Source organism: Kyrpidia spormannii, assembly GCF_002804065.1.
GTDB lineage: Bacteria > Bacillota > Bacilli > Kyrpidiales > Kyrpidiaceae > Kyrpidia > Kyrpidia spormannii.
This window is the reverse complement of the sequence record NZ_CP024955.1, coordinates 1,879,691-1,895,529: the sequence shown is the minus strand read 5'-3', so window position 1 is coordinate 1,895,529 and position 15,839 is coordinate 1,879,691. Positions and strand designations below refer to the sequence as shown.

Genomic DNA, 15,839 nt, shown 5'->3' with positions numbered 1-15,839 from the left:
GCCGAGAACCTCTGCGCCGGCGCAGAGGTTTTTTTATGGCCATCGAGGAGGAATGACCATGGGACGGATCGTCGACGTTCAGGACCGGCTTCCCTTAGGCCGGGCGCTTCCCTTGAGCGCCCAGCATATGTTCGCCATGTTTGGCTCCACGGTGATGGTGCCTTTTCTGACCGGGCTCGACCCTTCGGTGGCCCTGTTCACCGGCGGGTTGGGAACCCTGTTGTACATTCTGCTGACCAAAGGCAAAATCCCCGCGTATCTCGGGTCCTCGTTCGCCTTCATCGCCCCGATCCTGGCGGTGTCCAAAGCCCAGGGGATGGGCGAGGCTCTCTTTGGGGCGGCGATGTCCGGGGTGGTGTACATCGCGGTGGCGCTTCTCATCGGGCGGTTCGGCACGGCGTGGCTGGAGAAACTCCTTCCTCCCATCGTGGTGGGACCCGTGGTGGTGGTGATCGGCTTGAGCCTGGCGGGGACAGCTGTCTCCATGGCCGCCGAGGGGTACTTGGCGGCGATAATTGCCCTGGCGGCGGCCATGGCGGCGATGGTCTTCTTCCGGGGATTCCTGAACGTGATTCCCATTTTGGTTGGCATCATCGTCGGTTATCTATACAGCGCGGCGGCGGGCCAGGTGGACTGGCAGGCTGTGGCTCAGGCGCCCTGGTTTTCACTGCCGCATTTTGTCGCTCCAAAACCTTCGACCCTGGCGTTGTGGACGATCGCCCCGGTGGCTCTGGTGACCATCGCCGAGCACATCGGTCACCTGTTGGTGACGGAAAACATCGTCCGCAAGCCGCTCATGCGGGACCCCGGGCTGCATCGATCGCTCCTGGGCGACGGAGTCGCCACGGTGGTGGCCGGGCTCGTCGGCGGACCTCCCACCACGACCTACGGGGAGAACATCGGGGTCATGGCCATCACCCGGGTGTACAGCGTGTGGGTGATCGGAGGCGCGGCGGTGATCGCCATGCTGTTCGCCTTCGTCGGCAAACTGGGCGCCTTGGTGCACTCCATCCCCGTGCCGGTGATGGGTGGGATCAGCGTGCTATTGTTCGGGACGATCGCAGCCGCCGGGGTGCGGATGATGGTGGAGCACCGGGTAGATTTTTCCCGGCCGCGGAACTTGGCCATCGCCAGTGTCATCATGGTGCTCGGTGTGGGCGTGGTGGGGAACACGGTGCTGCACCTGGGCGGACTGGAGATCGGGGGGTTGGCTCTGGCCACCTTTGGCGGCATGATTCTCAACGCGATTTTTCCAGAGAGAAAAGACCGGGAGTCAGGCGATCGCCCGGGAAGTGAAGAGACCGGGGCGGATCTGGGGGCGTCCCGGGGAAAATCGGGGAAAGGTAAAGGCGAAGAGGGGGCGCTGGGCTGATGAGGCACGTGTTGGGAGCCAAACAATTTACCCGGCCTGAAGTCGAGGCGTTGTTTGAAACCTCCCGGACTTTCGAAGAGAAGGTGAAGGGCGGGCAGGTGTTGGACCGCCTTCGGGGGCGAATCATGGCGACGGTGTTTTTTGAGCCGAGCACCCGGACTCGATTGTCTTTTGAAGCGGCGATGCTGCGGCTGGGCGGTCAGGTGATCAGCACCGAGAACGCCGCGCAGTTCTCCTCGGCCATCAAAGGGGAAACCCTGGAAGACTCTATTCGCGTGATCGGCGCCTACGCCGATGTGATCGTGTTGCGCCACCACGAGGAGGGGGCGGCGGCCCGGGCGGCGGCCGTCTCCTCGGTTCCGGTGATTAATGCCGGGGACGGGCCCGGGGAGCACCCCACCCAGGCGCTCTTGGATCTGTACGCGATTTACCGGGAAAAGGGCCGGATGGACGGGCTGCGGGTGGCGATGGTGGGGGATTTGGCCTATGGCCGGACGGTGCATTCCCTGGCCTACCTGTTGTCCCTCTTCCGGGACATTCATATCGATTTTGTCTCACCGCCGGAGACGCCAGTGCCGGATCGCGTGCTGGCGTATCTTGATGAGCGGGGAACCTCCTGGTCCAGGGAGACGGATCTGGCCCGGGTGGCGGCCCAAGCGGACGTCCTGTACCAGACCCGGATTCAGAAGGAGCGGTTTCCTTCTATGGAAATGTATGAACGGGCCTATGGCCGGTATGTGTTGGATCCGTCGCTGCTCGCTCGGATGAGGGCGGACGCGGTGATCCTGCATCCCTTGCCCCGGGCGGGGGAGATTGATCCGGCCGTGGATGCGGATCCCCGGGCGGCGTATTTTCGCCAGGCCGCAGGGGGGCTGTACGTGCGCATGGCCCTGTTGTGCCAATGTCTCGAAGACGCGGGTGAAGTGTACCCGGAGGGATCGGAGGCGCTGTCGGTCCCAGCCATGGGGACCCTCAGCATCGCCGAAGGAGAAGGGACGGCAAAGGCACAGGTTAAGGGGGGAACGCCGGCGTGAAGCACGGAGAGCGAAGGGCGTATCTACTGCTCGAAGATGGGACGGCCTTTGAAGGGAAAGGCTTTGGGGCTGCGGCCGTCTCGGTGGGCGAGGTGGTGTTCACCACGGGCATGACGGGCTATCAGGAGACGTTGACAGATCCTTCTTATTACAGACAGATTGTGACCTTTACCTACCCCTTGATCGGAAACTACGGCCTGGCGCCGGGGGTCGAACAGTCCTGGCAAGTCCGGGCTTTCGGGGTGGTGGTCCGGGAGGCGGCGCCCACTCCGAGCCACCGGCGATCGGTGGAGACGTTGGACGAATACCTGCGGCGGCACGGGGTCCCGGGGATTGAGGGAATCGACACCCGGAGCCTCGTCCGGCACATCCGGCGCGAAGGGACAATGAAAGGAGCACTCGTGTCCACGGGGCCCGGGGAGGGGTTGCCGGATAAAGCAGCGCTCCGGGCGCACCTGGAGCAGCCGATCCCCCGGGATCACGTGGCCCAGGTGACCGCCCGGGCCCCGTATCGGATACCCGGACAGGGCAAGAGGGTGGTCTTGGTGGATTATGGGCTGAAGCACGGCATGTTGGAATCCCTCCGGCACCGGAACTGCGACATCTATGTCGTTCCGGCCTGGACACCCGCTTCGGAGATCTTCGCCCTCCGGCCCCAAGGGGTGGTCCTCTCCAACGGTCCGGGAGATCCCCGGGATATTCCCGAGGCGGCGGAAACGGTACGGGAACTTCTCGGGCGGGTGCCGCTCTTTGGGATTTGTCTCGGCCATCAAGTTTTTGCCCTGGCCTGCGGCGGGAGGACTGAGAAAATGTCCTTCGGCCACCGGGGCTGCAATCATCCGGTGAAAGATCTGACCACAGGGCGAGTGATGATCACCTCCCAGAATCACGGTTACGTCGTCTCCCGGGAGGGACTTCCAGAGGATTTGGAGGTTACCCATGTGAACCAAAATGACGGAACGGTGGAAGGGTTGCGCCACCGGCACCTCCCGGCCTTTTCCGTTCAATTTCATCCCGAGGCCCGTCCGGGGCCCGACGATGCGGCGGAGCTGTTCGACCGGTTTCTGGAAGAGATCGACAACGCGGAGGCCGGGGTGGGGGAGGGGCGAGTTTATGCCTAAACGAAATGATATTCACAAAATCCTCGTCATCGGCTCGGGCCCGATCGTGATCGGCCAGGCGGCGGAGTTCGACTACGCCGGCACCCAGGCCTGCCGGGCGCTTAAAGAAGAAGGCTACGAAGTGGTGTTGGTCAACAGCAACCCCGCCACCATCATGACCGATCCCCATATGGCGGATCGGGTTTACATCGAGCCCCTCACTCCGGAAACGGTGGAGGCGGTGGCCCGGCGGGAGAGACCTGACGGACTTCTCGCCACTTTGGGGGGGCAGACCGGGCTGAATTTGGCCGTGGAGTTGGCCCGGAGAGGGGTGCTGGAGGAGCTTTGCATCGAGCTTTTGGGAACGCCCCTGCACGCCATCGAGCGGGCGGAGGACCGGGAGCAATTCCGAAAGCTGATGGCAGAGATCGGCGAACCCGTGCCCGAGAGCGCCATTGTCACCGAGGTGGAAGAAGCTCTTCAGTTTGCAGACCGGATCGGTTATCCGGTGATCGTGCGCCCGGCTTATACCCTGGGAGGGACCGGGGGCGGCCTGGCGGCCGGCCCGGAGGAGCTGGCCGAGGTGGCGGCCCTGGGGCTGGAGGCGAGCCCGATCCGGCAGATTCTGGTCGAACGGAGCGTGGCCGGGTTCAAGGAGATCGAATACGAAGTGATGCGGGATGGCCGGGATACGTGCATCGTGGTGTGCAACATGGAGAACGTGGATCCGGTGGGGATCCACACCGGGGACAGTATCGTCGTCGCCCCGAGCCAGACGCTCTCAGACCAGGACTATCAACTGCTGCGCAGCGCCTCGTTGCGGATTATCCGGGCCTTGGGGATCGAGGGCGGATGCAACGTGCAATTCGCCTTGGATCCGGCGAGCGACCGGTACTATGTCATCGAGGTCAACCCCAGGGTCAGCCGGTCCAGCGCCCTGGCCTCGAAAGCCACCGGCTACCCCATCGCCCGGGTGGCCGCCCGCATCGCGGTGGGGTATTTTCTCGATGAAATCGTCAATCCGGTCACCGGCCGCACCTACGCCTCGTTTGAGCCGGCCCTGGATTATGTGGTCACGAAAATTCCCCGTTGGCCATTTGACAAATTCAGCACGGCCAACCGGCGGTTGGGCACTCAGATGAAATCCACCGGTGAGGTGATGGCCATCGGGCGCACCTTTGAGGCCTCGCTTCTCAAAGCCATCCGTTCCCTGGAGATCGGCGTGGACGCTCTGGATCTGCCCGGGAGCGGGGAACTGGGGGACGAAGACCTGCGGCGGCGCCTGGCCGAAGCGGATGATGAGCGGATTTTCCTGGTGGCGGAGTCCATGCGCCGGGGATGGGAGGACGATGAGATCCACCGGCTCACGGGGATCGACCTGTTCTTCCTCGATAAAATCCGCAACATCGTCGCCATGGAGGCGGAACTCGCCGAGCGGTTGACGGAAGATCGGCTGCGGCAGGCCAAGGTGCTCGGTTTGCCGGACACCGCCATCGCCCGTTTGGCGGGGGTCCCCCTTTCGAACGTGGAGGGGTGGCGGCGGGATCTTCATCTCTATCCATCTTACAAAATCGTCGATACCTGCGCGGCGGAGTTTGAGGCGGAGACGCCCTATTATTACTCTTCCTGGGAAAGAGAGGATGAAGCCCCGGGGGCCACGGGCCGGGCGGTGGTGGTTTTGGGGTCGGGCCCGATCCGCATCGGGCAGGGGATCGAATTCGATTACTGCTCGGTCCACGCGGTGTGGGCGTTGCAAAAAGCGGGGTATGAGGCGGTGATCGTCAACAACAACCCGGAAACGGTCTCGACAGATTTTAACACCGCAGACCGGCTGTATTTTGAGCCGCTGCACGTGGAAGACGTGATGCACGTCATCCGCCGGGAAAATCCGGTGGGGGTGCTGGTGCAGTTCGGGGGCCAGACGGCGATCAACTTGGCGGCCGCCCTGGCGGCGCGGGGGGTGCGGATTCTCGGGACGGATCTCGAGCAGATCGACCGGGCCGAGGACCGGGAAAAATTCGACGAGCTGTTGGCCGACCTCGGGCTGTCCCGACCTCGGGGCCGCACCGCCTGGAGCCTGGAGGAGGCCCGCCGGGCGGCGCAGGATCTCGGTTATCCGCTGTTGGTTCGCCCCTCCTACGTGCTGGGCGGGCGGGCGATGCAGATCGTGGACCAACCCGAGGAGCTGGAGGGGTATCTCCGGGAGGCCTTTGAGGCGGGTCCGGACCGCCCGGTGTGGATCGACCGCTACATCCAGGGCACCGAGGTGGAGGTGGACGCCGTCTGCGACGGGGAGGATGTCCTGATCCCCGGCATTATGGAACATATCGAGCGGGCCGGGGTTCACTCCGGGGACTCCATCGCCGTCTATCCGGCCAAATCCCTCTCTCCGGCGATGAAGGCGCGGATTGTGGACGCCACCGAGCGCATCGCCCGGGCCCTGGAGGTCAAAGGGCTGATCAACATCCAGTTCGTCATCCGAAATGACGAATTGTACGTGCTGGAGGTCAACCCCCGCTCTTCCCGGACGGTGCCCTTTTTGAGCAAGGTGACCGGCGTCCCCATGGTGGAGGCGGCGGTGCGATCCATCCTGGGCGAGTCTCTCCGCGCCCAGGGCCATCGCCCGGGACTCGTGCCCGAGCGCCAGGAGACGGCGGTGAAAGTGCCGGTGTTCTCCTTTGCCAAGCTCCGCCGGGTGGACGTGACCCTGGGGCCGGAGATGAAATCCACCGGCGAAGTGATGGGCCGGGATGTCTCCTTTGCCCGGGCTCTGTACAAAGGGTTGGCCGGTGCCGGGATTCGCGTGCCCATGGGCGGCAGGGTCGTGGCCACCGTCGCAGACAAGGACAAGGAAGAGGCGTGGCCGATTCTGCGCCGGCTCTCGGAGTTGGGGTTCACGTTGATTGCGACCAAGGGCACTGCGGACTTCCTGGAGTGCCGTGGGGTGGCGGTGACCCGGGTGCGCAAAGTGGAGGAGGGGTCTCCCAGTATCCTCGACGTGGTGCGGGACGGGGCGGATCTGGTGATCAACACCATGACCCGGGGACGGGAGCCGCGCCGGGACGGATTCCGGATCCGCCGGGAAGCGGTGGAGCGGGGGATTCCCTGTTTAACGTCTCTCGACACGGCCCGGGCATTGGTGGAGGTGCTGGAGTCCTTGCGGGTGGCGGTGGAGCCCCTCCCGGCGGGGTCCGGCAAAGACACTGTCCGCCCCGGTCCGGGTGCTCGAGCGAGGGAATGCGGACTTGAGGTTGAGGTAGAGGCCGACCAGGTGCCGGTGACCGGCGGGGCGCCGGGGGTGGCCGATGGATCAGAGACCGCGGGAGACAGGGGGTGAGGGCCGAGTGATTGTCCAGGTGGTGGAACAGGAGCGCCTGACCCGGGATGTGTTTCGCCTTTGGATAGAAATGGAGCAAGACACTCCCTGGTCTCCGGGGCAGTTTTTTTACGTCCGGGTGGGAGAGGGGCTCGATCACGTCCTGCGGCGACCGATCAGCCTGAGCGAAGCGGTAGCAGATCGGCGATTCGCCCTGGTGTACCGGGTGGTGGGGGCGGGCACCCGGTGGCTCGCCGGGCGCCGGCCCGGATCCGCCCTGGACGTCCTGGGGCCGCTGGGGCGGGGCTTTCCCCTTCACCCGGGAGATGGTCGGGTATTGGTGATTGGCGGCGGGGTTGGGGTCCCTCCCCTGATCCAACTGGCCCGGGAAGTCCGCCGCCGGGGAGTCGAGGTGACGGCGGTGGTCGGCTTTCGGGAAGCCCGGGATGTGATGCTGGTGGATGAGCTGGCCGCCCTGGGGCCGGTGCGTCTCCTCACCGAAGACGGAAGCGCCGGGATGCCCGGCAGGGTCACCGATGCCCTGGAGGAGGATCTTCTTCGGGGAGCCGATCGCTTTTACGCCTGTGGCCCGAGTCCCATGCTTCAGGCGGTGCAAGGGAAGCTGTCGGGTCATCTCCCCGGCTATTTGTCTCTTGAGGAGCGGATGGGCTGCGGAATAGGGGTGTGCATGGGCTGCGTCCACCCCCTTCGGAGGGCGGACGGGTCCCTGGTGTACCGCCGGGTGTGTGCCGACGGGCCGGTCTTTCCCGCCGAGGAGGTGGCATTTTCGTGATGGATGTCGATCTTTCGGTGGAATTGGCGGGAATCCGACTTCACAATCCGGTGATGCCCGCCTCGGGGTGTTTTTCTTATGGCCGGGAAATGTCCCGGTGGTACGATCTGTCGCGCCTCGGGGCCATCGTGGTCAAGGGGACGACCCTGGAGCCGAGGCCGGGAAATCCCACCCCCCGGGTGGCGGAGACCCCGTCGGGGATGCTGAACGCCATTGGGTTGCAAAATCCCGGGGTGGATCGGGTGATCACCGAGGAGTTGCCCGCCCTGCGGCATTACGGAGTGCCGGTCATCGTCAATGTCGCCGGATCGGTGGTGGAGGAGTACGTCGAGACCGCCCGGCGGCTCTCGCGCTCTCGGGACGTTGCGGGGCTGGAACTGAACATTTCGTGCCCCAATGTCCGGTGTGGAGGGATGCATTTTGGCACCGACCCGGACATGGCGGCGGAGGTGACGGCGGCGGTGAAAGCGGTGAGCCGGGTTCCGGTGTTTGTGAAACTTTCCCCCAACGTCACGGACATCGTTGCGCTGGCCCAGGCTGTGGAGCGGGCCGGGGCAGACGGGCTGTCGATGATCAACACTTTGGTGGGGATGCGCATCGATATCGAACGGCGGCGTCCAATCCTGGCCAATTTTTTCGGGGGGTTGTCGGGGCCGGCTATTAAACCCGTGGCTTTACGAATGATCTACGAAGTGAGCCGGGTCGTCCGGATTCCCATCATCGGCATGGGGGGCATCACCAGCGGAGAAGACGCGGTGGAATTTTTCATGGCCGGGGCGAGCGCCGTAGCGGTGGGCACGGCCAATTTTATCAAACCCACGGCGTGCGTGGATATTCTCGACGAGTTGGCCGCGTGGTGTCGGAACCACGGAGTCCGGGCGGTGCGAGAGTTGATCGGAGCGGCGCAGAAGGGGTGGAATCAGTGAATCCCGCATCTCTAAAGGAACGAATCTATGTGGCCCTCGATGTGAATACCCGGGAGCGGGCGCTGGAAGTGGTCCGGGCGGTGTCCCCAGTTCTTTCCAGTTTCAAAGTGGGGATGGAGTTGTTTTATTTTTTTGGTCCCGACATTCTCCGAGAACTTCGGGCGGCGGGGGCGCAGCGGATTTTTCTCGATCTCAAATTGCACGATATTCCCAATACCGTCGCCCGGGCCGCGGCGGTGCTCACCAGGTCCGGGGTGGACATGATGACCGTCCACGCCTCGGGAGGGAGCAGGATGATGGAAACGGTGCTCCGGGCTGTGGCTGACCAGGCGGCTGCGGAGGGGATCCCCCGACCCCGGGTGGTGGCGGTGACCCAGTTGACGAGCACCGACCAAAAAATGTTGAATGAAGAGCTCGGGATTCCGGGGTCAATGACCGAAGTGGTTCAGCAGTACGCCCGGCTGGCGCAACAGTCCGGACTGGACGGGGTGGTGGCGTCGGCGGAGGAAGTGCCGCTGATCCGGGAGGTGTGCGGGCCGGATTTCCTCACGGTGGTTCCGGGTATTCGCCCGGCGTTTTACCAAGCTGAGGGGGACGACCAGCGCCGGGTGGCCACGCCCCGGGAGGCTTTGGAGCGGGGGGCGGGATGTCTGGTGATCGGGCGGCCCATCTTGCGCAGCCCGGACTGGAGGGAGGCGGCGGAGGCGGTGCTGGCGGAGTGCGCGGAAGGGAGCAGATTGTGAAGATGGATCGGAGGCATGTGCGGGTGGTGGCCGGAAAATTGTAGCGCTAGCGCCTCGCCAAGGGTGCCGAGGAAAGGCGGTGGACGCCACTGACCCGCGGAAAAAGGTCCCAGTCATGCCGAGGGATAACCCTGCTTTAGGAAAAGACCTCTTGTCCGGACTGACGAAATGGCAAGGGGTCTTTTCGTCTTTCCGACCAAAAGACGGACTCTTTCCTCCAGATTTATGATGAAAGGGAAAGAGAGGGAGGTCCAGTGGCGTCTGTAGAGCGGCTATGGCGAGATTTGATGGAACTGGCCACCATCGGGGCCGGGGCCGGTCGGGGCATCACCCGATTGGCTTTTTCCCAAGATGATCTTCAGGCGAAGATGTGGGTGATCGAGCGGTTTAAACAGGCCGGGCTTCAGGTTCATCAGGACTCTTTCGGGAATGTATTTGCCCGGCGCCCCGGGCGAGTGGCGGTGCCCGCCGTTGCGGTGGGATCCCACTTGGATACGGTGGTGGCCGGCGGAGTATTCGATGGAGCCTTGGGAGTTCTGGCGGCGCTGGAGGTTGCCCGATCATGGAACGAGTCTGGGCTGGAAACTGAATTGCCTTTGGAGATTGTGGTGTTTGCAGCGGAGGAGTCCGCCCGGTTCGGCGTCTCGACCCTTGGCAGTCGCGCCGTGACCGGACAACTGAACGGGGGCGATTTGGATACAATCAGCGACCGGAACGGAGTCCCGCTCAGTCGAGCCTTGGAACAGGCGGGGTTTGATCCTCGGAGCGTTGCGAGTTGCGTGCTTCCCCCGGGAAAGTACGCTTGTTTCGTAGAGCTTCATATTGAACAAGGGCCGGAGTTGGAGCGGCTTGGGGTCCCGGTGGGATTGGTCACGGGGATTGCTGCTCCCACGCGGTTTCGGGTGACGATAGAAGGCACGGCCCTTCATTCGGGAACGGTGCCCATGGGCCGGCGCCGGGATGCCTTGGTGGCCGCCGCGCAATTGGTGGAGGCGGTGGAGGCGATTGCTCTTTCCGAACGAGACCACTGGCTGGTGGGAACGGTAGCGTCTGTGGACGTGTTTCCCGGGAGCACCAATACCATCCCGGGCCGGGTGGAAATGCGGGGCGAGTTCCGAAGTACTTCGAGGGAGGTCAAAGACCGGGCCATGGATCGTTTCCTCACGTATTGTGAGGAAGTCCGTCAGACCCGGGGCGTCACTGTGGAGGTCTCGATTGTGCAGCGAGATGACCCGACGGTGATGCACGAAGGATTGATTGAAGAGCTAGAGCGCACATGTCGCGAACTCGAAGTCCCGTACCACCGTATGCCAAGCGGGGCCGGCCACGATGCCATGAACATGGGGAAAATCTGTCCGGCAGCGATGATCTTCGTGCCCTCCCGGGGTGGAGTCAGTCATCACCCGGACGAATGGACCGACCAAAAAGATCTCGCCCCAGGCTTGGCTGTGCTCGATCGGTTTTTGACCCGCTTGACCGGGGCGGCCGTGGCGAAGCGGCCCGGGATCACCGATCTTGGCGATGTCACCGTCGGCGGGCGAACGGATGGACACGCCATCCATGCGGATGGGGGATTGACATGAGCGCGGACCTGCACCAGGGCCGGATTGTCCTGAATGAATGGGTGGGGCGTCGATACAAACACATGGTGGTGGAGGCTCCGGATGCGGTGGTGGCTGTACCGGGACAATTCTTTCACCTTCGATTATCATCCCAGTGGGATCCCCTCTTGCGCCGACCGATGAGCATCTATGGAATCGACGAGGACCGCGGGTGGGTAGAGTTCTTATACCATGTGCGGGGGCGGGGGACCGCTCTGTTGGCCGGGTTGGTCCCGGGAGATACCCTTGACTTACTTGGCCCTTTAGGGAGAGGATTCTCCCTGGACTCCGCGTGGAGGGGCATTTTGCTCGTGGGGCGGGGCGCGGGATTGGCGACCCTTGCTCCCCTGGCGGAGCAAGCTGTTCAATCCGGGATGGACGTTTTCGCCATTTTGAGTGCGAGAACTCCTGATCGACTCGTGTCCGTCGATCGGCTGCACGAGCTCGGGGCCCGGGTGGCCACGGTGACGGATGTCGAGGGCACCAGCGAGGTACACGTGGTGGAAAGCATGGTCCGCGAGATCCTACATCGGGAGTCGGTGGACGCGGTCTTCACTTGTGGATCCCGGCGATTGACCAAGCTGATGCAACGTCTTGCCGACACGCATGGGATACCCGGGCAAGTTGCCCTCGAGGAAAACATGGGATGCGGCCTGGGCATGTGTTACTGCTGTGTCAAACCTTTTTTCAGAGAAGGACGGGTGTATCCCCTTCGCGTCTGCCGGGAAGGCCCGGTGTTTTCCCTTGCCGAGGTGATCGTGGATGAGCTCTGATCGTTTGAGTGTGCAGGTTGGTCCCCTTCGTCTCAAGAATCCGGTTATGCCGGCATCCGGTACCTTTTCTCCGGATTTGGCCGAATGGATCGATTTTGATCAATTGGGGGCGCTGGTCACCAAGAGTGTGACTTGGCATCCCAGGGCGGGTAACCCCGGCCCCCGCTGTATCGAGACGCCCGCCGGCATGTTGAATGCGGTGGGCATCCAAAACAAAGGAGTAGAAAATTTTATAATCGATCAGCTTCCCGTTTATCGCCGATGGAAGACTCCTTTGGTGGTGAGCATCTCGGGGGAAAGTCCGGAAGGGTATGCCCGTTTGGCCCACCGTCTCACCGTTCCTGGCGTTCAGACCATCGAGGTGAATATTTCATGTCCCAATCTTGAAGTGGGAGGCTGGTCTCCGGCCATGGAAGCCGACGGGACGTATCGGACCATACGGGCGGTGCGGGAGGCCACCGATCTTCCAATATGGGCCAAATTAACGCCAAATACCGGGGATATGGTGTCGGTTGCCCGGGCGGCCCAGGAGGCCGGGGCGGACGCCTTGGTGGTGGCGAATACGCTGATTGGTATGGCGATCGATCCGCATACCAAGAGACCGAAGCTCGGCAATGTCACGGGAGGGTTGTCCGGCCCGGCGGTGAAACCCATTGTTCTTCGCATGGTGTACCAAATTTATCCGCACGTGAACATTCCCATCATCGGGTGTGGGGGCATCTCTAGGGCGGACGATGTCCTGGAGTATCTGCTTGCGGGCGCCCGGGCCGTTCAGGTGGGGACATATAATTTTGTCAACCCACGCGGCATGACGGAAATCATCCGTGACCTCGACGAGTACGTCGAACGGGAAGGGCTCAAATCGATCACCGAAATTGTCGGTCAGGCCAATAAGGGACGTATTTTCAGCGCCAGTTGCAGTTGCAGTCGATCTTCCGAGTCGTAAGGGTTGAGACCGGTCAAGGCCTCTACGCGCCCGAGGCGATACTTTAGGGTATTGACGTGAATAAACAAAGCCTGGGAGGTGGACGTGAGGCTCCCGTTGTGGGCGAAATACGCTTCCAACGTCTCGATCAGGTTCGTATGGTTTTTTTGATCGTAAACCTCCAGGCGACCGACGGTATCCCGGTAAAATCCCGACATCTCTTCTGGATTAAAACCGGTCAGGAGGCGGTAGATACCCAGATCCCAGAATGTGGTGATACGGCGCCGGGCTCGACCGTCGGCGCCGAAGGAGGAGGCCTGGCAGGCCTCCCGGTACGCCACAGGGATTCCTTGCACACCGGGGTAAATGCGGCCGAGTCCCGCAACAAGATCAAACTCCGTCCAGTGTTTTTGGATATCCTGAAGCAAATTGGACAGGAATGATTCGTTGGATGAGTCGACTTTTTTCTCTTCCTGGGAATCCTGTTGTGGGACATTTGTCACGGGTAATAGAAGAATGACCCGATTGCCTCGAACCCCTACCGCCGCCCCAGATGCCCGTTGCTGAACGGCATCCTCAATCTGTCGCGCCAACTCCGACAAGAGACGTCCCTGAATGTCCCCCTCGCTTGACCGATCTCGCATGCCTTTCGCGGACGTCTCGGACTCCCGAGGGAGCAAGCTGATCACGGCTACACAAAAGTCTTGATCCAAGTTCCATCGAAACACTCGCCCCCTGGAGATCAATTCATCGGGGTCACCGCGACCGGCGAGGACATCTCCCAAAAATTCACTCTTGTAGCGTTGCTCGACTTCCATGGCGGTTTTTTGTTTCATGAGTTCTAGAGCCACTAGGGCTGATGCCCGCTCCAATAACATGTAATCCCGTTCTTCTATATGTCCTTCTTGCGGCCACAGGGTGAGGCAACCCTCTAGGATGCCGTGCAAAACCAAGGGGGCGGCAATGCACTCCATTGTTTCTTGGTCCAAATCGCGTTGGATGGGGGTGAGCCGTGCAATCTCCCGAAGTGTATGTTTATCCTCTGCAGAAAACGGCGATATCTTCCGGTTTTCCAGGCGACCGTACCAACGGATGGTGTCATTTTCAAAGGTGAGGGGTTGACGAAGCACCGAGGCCAAGGACCTCAAGAGAAGATCCAGTCCTGCTCCACTAAACGCGATCTCGGTTAGCCAACGCATATCTCGTTCCAAGTCGACGAAAGACGTTGAATTATCCCTGAGCAGTTCGCGCATTAACGGGTTCATGATGTCGAGATACGTGATGTCTCGGGGGATCTCCAACAGGGGGAATCCGGCTTGGTCCGCTTCTTCCACCATCTCCGGCGGGACAGAGTCCACATAGCGCCGGGTTTTGACCGCCAAGGCGCAGGCACCCCGGTCCGCTAAATCCCGGATCAGCCGACGTCGGGCAGCTGGATCGTTTCGCAGTGAGTACAGACTGGTCAATAGCAGATCATCGCTCTTGAGCCACTCGGTGATGTCAGGGACTTCCATGACGGTGACATGGGCAAGGCGCCGGTCCAACCCTCGGACGCCTGCCACCACCCGGCACAGTCGAAGGCCTTCGCAATGAAGTGCTTCGCGCAGGGTGAAGGACAACCGAATCGCCTCCTTACGCCAGACATCATACCACAAAGTGGACCTTTCGGAGCTGCGGGGGCCATATGGGTATCCCCGCCGTTCACGAATCAGTTCTTGGGGGAACGCTATACTGGGGAGGCCACCTTTGCACAGGCCCCGTTCGCTCTTTGCGATACACATGCTTGGTCAGGTATACTCCGTTGGCGGGCACTATCTGCGGCGAAGCCGTTGTCGGCTCCGTGTGGATTGTTGATGACCGACAAAGAGCAGGCAATGGTTTTGGCCGATCGTCCAACAGACAAAGCGGGGTGTAGCGGCTATATTCATGGTAAGTAAAAAAACATAACAAAGCGGTAACAGATCGGAGGGAGGATTCGTGGGAGTTTCGTCATCGGGTGTACAGGTTCCAAAGGCCGGGATGGAACCCGAGCAAAAAGACCGGGTTACACCATATCATTGGAAGGTGTTGTGGTCGTCTGCAATCGGTTATGCGATGGACGGCCTGGATCTGATGATCCTTTCGATGGTTTTATCCGCCATGATCAGTGATCTTCATTTGACAACCGCCCAGGCCGGGGGGATCGCCACCGTAACTTTGTTCGGGGCCGTCATCGGCGGGATTGGCTTTGGAATACTCGCCGACGCCGTGGGTCGGGTGCGGACTTTCACGTGGTCGATTGTAATCTTCGCCGTTTTCACCGGGCTCACGGCCTTCGCGACGAACCTGACCTGGGTGAACGTGTTCCGGTTCATTGCGGGCCTAGGGCTCGGCGGAGAATTTGGGATAGGGATGACCTTGGTGACTGAAACCTGGCCGGCGCGGTACCGGGCCCGGGCCACTTCCGGGGTAGCTCTCGGTTTTCAGGTAGGGGTAGTGCTGGCGATCCTGACATCATTGTGGATCCAACCGCTGTTCGGGTGGCGGGGCGTGTTCTTCGTCGGTGTCATTCCGGCGTTATTCGCGGCTTGGGCGAGGCGGAGTCTCAAGGAGCCAGACTTGTGGCAGCAACGGACCCAAGGTGCGCGTTCGGTCCCTTTGTCGCTTTTGTTCAACACCCCCCGAGCGGCGGCCTCCACGGTGGGGTTAACGATTCTTTGCAGTGTGCAAAATTTCGGATACTATGGGATCATGACTTGGGTGCCGACGATGTTGGCCAAGCAACTCGGGTTTTCGTTTAACAAATCCGGCGTATGGACGATTGTGACCGTGGTGGGGATGATGATCGGCATTGTCGTATTCGGCTGGCTGGCAGACCGATGGGGACGCAGACCGTCCTTCATTCTGTTTCAGTTGGCCTCGGCGGCGGCGGTGTGGCTGTACACACATCAGACCATTCCGGTGGCGCTGCTGATCGGCGGGGCGATCATGGGGTTCTTCGTCAATGGAATGATGGCCGGGTACGGTGCCCTCATCGCCGAGAGTTATCCTACAGAAGTACGATCGACGGCGGAAAATGTTACATTTAATGTGGGACGAGCCATTGGGGGGTTGGCGCCGTTCGTCATCGGTTATCTGGCGTTGCACCAGTCCTTGAGTTCGGCGATCGGGGTGATCTCCGGGGTGTATGTTGTTGCGGCATTGACCACTCTGTTATTGATTCAAGAGCGAAAAGGAGCCGAGCTAACGTAACCGGTCTGGCATAAGGGGGTTTGGA

General features: G+C 61.7%; 12 protein-coding genes. 11 read left to right on the top strand and 1 reads right to left on the bottom strand.

Going from position 1 to position 15,839, the window contains the following annotated elements; genetic code table 11:
* Positions 1 to 52 precede the first annotated feature (52 nt).
* From uraA to CVV65_RS09550, 10 genes are all read left to right on the top strand, one after another.
* Positions 53 to 1,372, top strand: coding sequence for a uracil permease (gene uraA / locus CVV65_RS09595; RefSeq protein ID WP_407928343.1), 1,320 nt, complete (start codon positions 53 to 55; stop codon positions 1,370 to 1,372).
* Entirely contained in the window at positions 1,372 to 2,406 is a 1,035-nt protein-coding gene (gene pyrB, locus CVV65_RS09590) for an aspartate carbamoyltransferase (RefSeq protein ID WP_100667941.1), read from the top strand. The genes uraA and pyrB overlap by 1 nt, the downstream gene beginning before the upstream one ends.
* The gene (gene carA / locus CVV65_RS09585; protein ID WP_100667940.1) at positions 2,403 to 3,527 is read left to right on the top strand and encodes a glutamine-hydrolyzing carbamoyl-phosphate synthase small subunit; all 1,125 of its coding nucleotides are present in this window, start codon (positions 2,403 to 2,405) and stop codon (positions 3,525 to 3,527) included. The genes pyrB and carA overlap by 4 nt, the downstream gene beginning before the upstream one ends.
* The gene (gene carB, locus CVV65_RS09580) at positions 3,520 to 6,843 is read left to right on the top strand and encodes a carbamoyl-phosphate synthase large subunit (protein ID WP_100667939.1); all 3,324 of its coding nucleotides are present in this window, start codon (positions 3,520 to 3,522) and stop codon (positions 6,841 to 6,843) included. Before carA ends, carB begins: the two co-directional genes overlap by 8 nt.
* Positions 6,812 to 7,615 carry a dihydroorotate dehydrogenase electron transfer subunit gene (locus CVV65_RS09575; RefSeq protein WP_133121272.1) on the top strand — a complete coding sequence of 268 codons (804 nt, stop codon included), beginning with the start codon at positions 6,812 to 6,814 and terminating at the stop codon, positions 7,613 to 7,615. The genes carB and CVV65_RS09575 overlap by 32 nt, the downstream gene beginning before the upstream one ends.
* Positions 7,615 to 8,541 carry a dihydroorotate dehydrogenase gene (locus CVV65_RS09570; protein WP_100669366.1) on the top strand — a complete coding sequence of 309 codons (927 nt, stop codon included), beginning with the start codon at positions 7,615 to 7,617 and terminating at the stop codon, positions 8,539 to 8,541. The genes CVV65_RS09575 and CVV65_RS09570 overlap by 1 nt, the downstream gene beginning before the upstream one ends.
* Positions 8,538 to 9,284: an orotidine-5'-phosphate decarboxylase gene (gene pyrF, locus CVV65_RS09565; protein ID WP_100667937.1), complete on the top strand. Its 747-nt coding sequence runs from the start codon at positions 8,538 to 8,540 to the stop codon at positions 9,282 to 9,284. The genes CVV65_RS09570 and pyrF overlap by 4 nt, the downstream gene beginning before the upstream one ends.
* 254 nt (positions 9,285 to 9,538) lie before the next feature.
* Entirely contained in the window at positions 9,539 to 10,867 is a 1,329-nt protein-coding gene (locus CVV65_RS09560) for a Zn-dependent hydrolase (protein ID WP_100667936.1), read from the top strand.
* Positions 10,864 to 11,658 carry a dihydroorotate dehydrogenase electron transfer subunit gene (locus CVV65_RS09555; protein ID WP_100667935.1) on the top strand — a complete coding sequence of 265 codons (795 nt, stop codon included), beginning with the start codon at positions 10,864 to 10,866 and terminating at the stop codon, positions 11,656 to 11,658. The genes CVV65_RS09560 and CVV65_RS09555 overlap by 4 nt, the downstream gene beginning before the upstream one ends.
* Positions 11,648 to 12,604, top strand: a complete 957-nt coding sequence (locus tag CVV65_RS09550) for a dihydroorotate dehydrogenase (protein WP_100667934.1) — start codon at positions 11,648 to 11,650, stop codon at positions 12,602 to 12,604. Before CVV65_RS09555 ends, CVV65_RS09550 begins: the two co-directional genes overlap by 11 nt.
* Here CVV65_RS09550 and CVV65_RS09545 read toward each other — a convergent pair.
* Positions 12,541 to 14,202, bottom strand: a complete 1,662-nt coding sequence (locus CVV65_RS09545; RefSeq protein WP_198591988.1) for a PucR family transcriptional regulator — start codon at positions 14,200 to 14,202, stop codon at positions 12,541 to 12,543. The genes CVV65_RS09550 and CVV65_RS09545 overlap by 64 nt on opposite strands.
* 358 nt (positions 14,203 to 14,560) lie before the next feature.
* Here CVV65_RS09545 and CVV65_RS09540 point away from each other — a divergent pair, with 358 nt between their 5' ends.
* Positions 14,561 to 15,814 carry an MFS transporter gene (locus tag CVV65_RS09540; protein ID WP_100667932.1) on the top strand — a complete coding sequence of 418 codons (1,254 nt, stop codon included), beginning with the start codon at positions 14,561 to 14,563 and terminating at the stop codon, positions 15,812 to 15,814.
* The last annotated feature ends 25 nt before the right edge of the window (positions 15,815 to 15,839 follow it).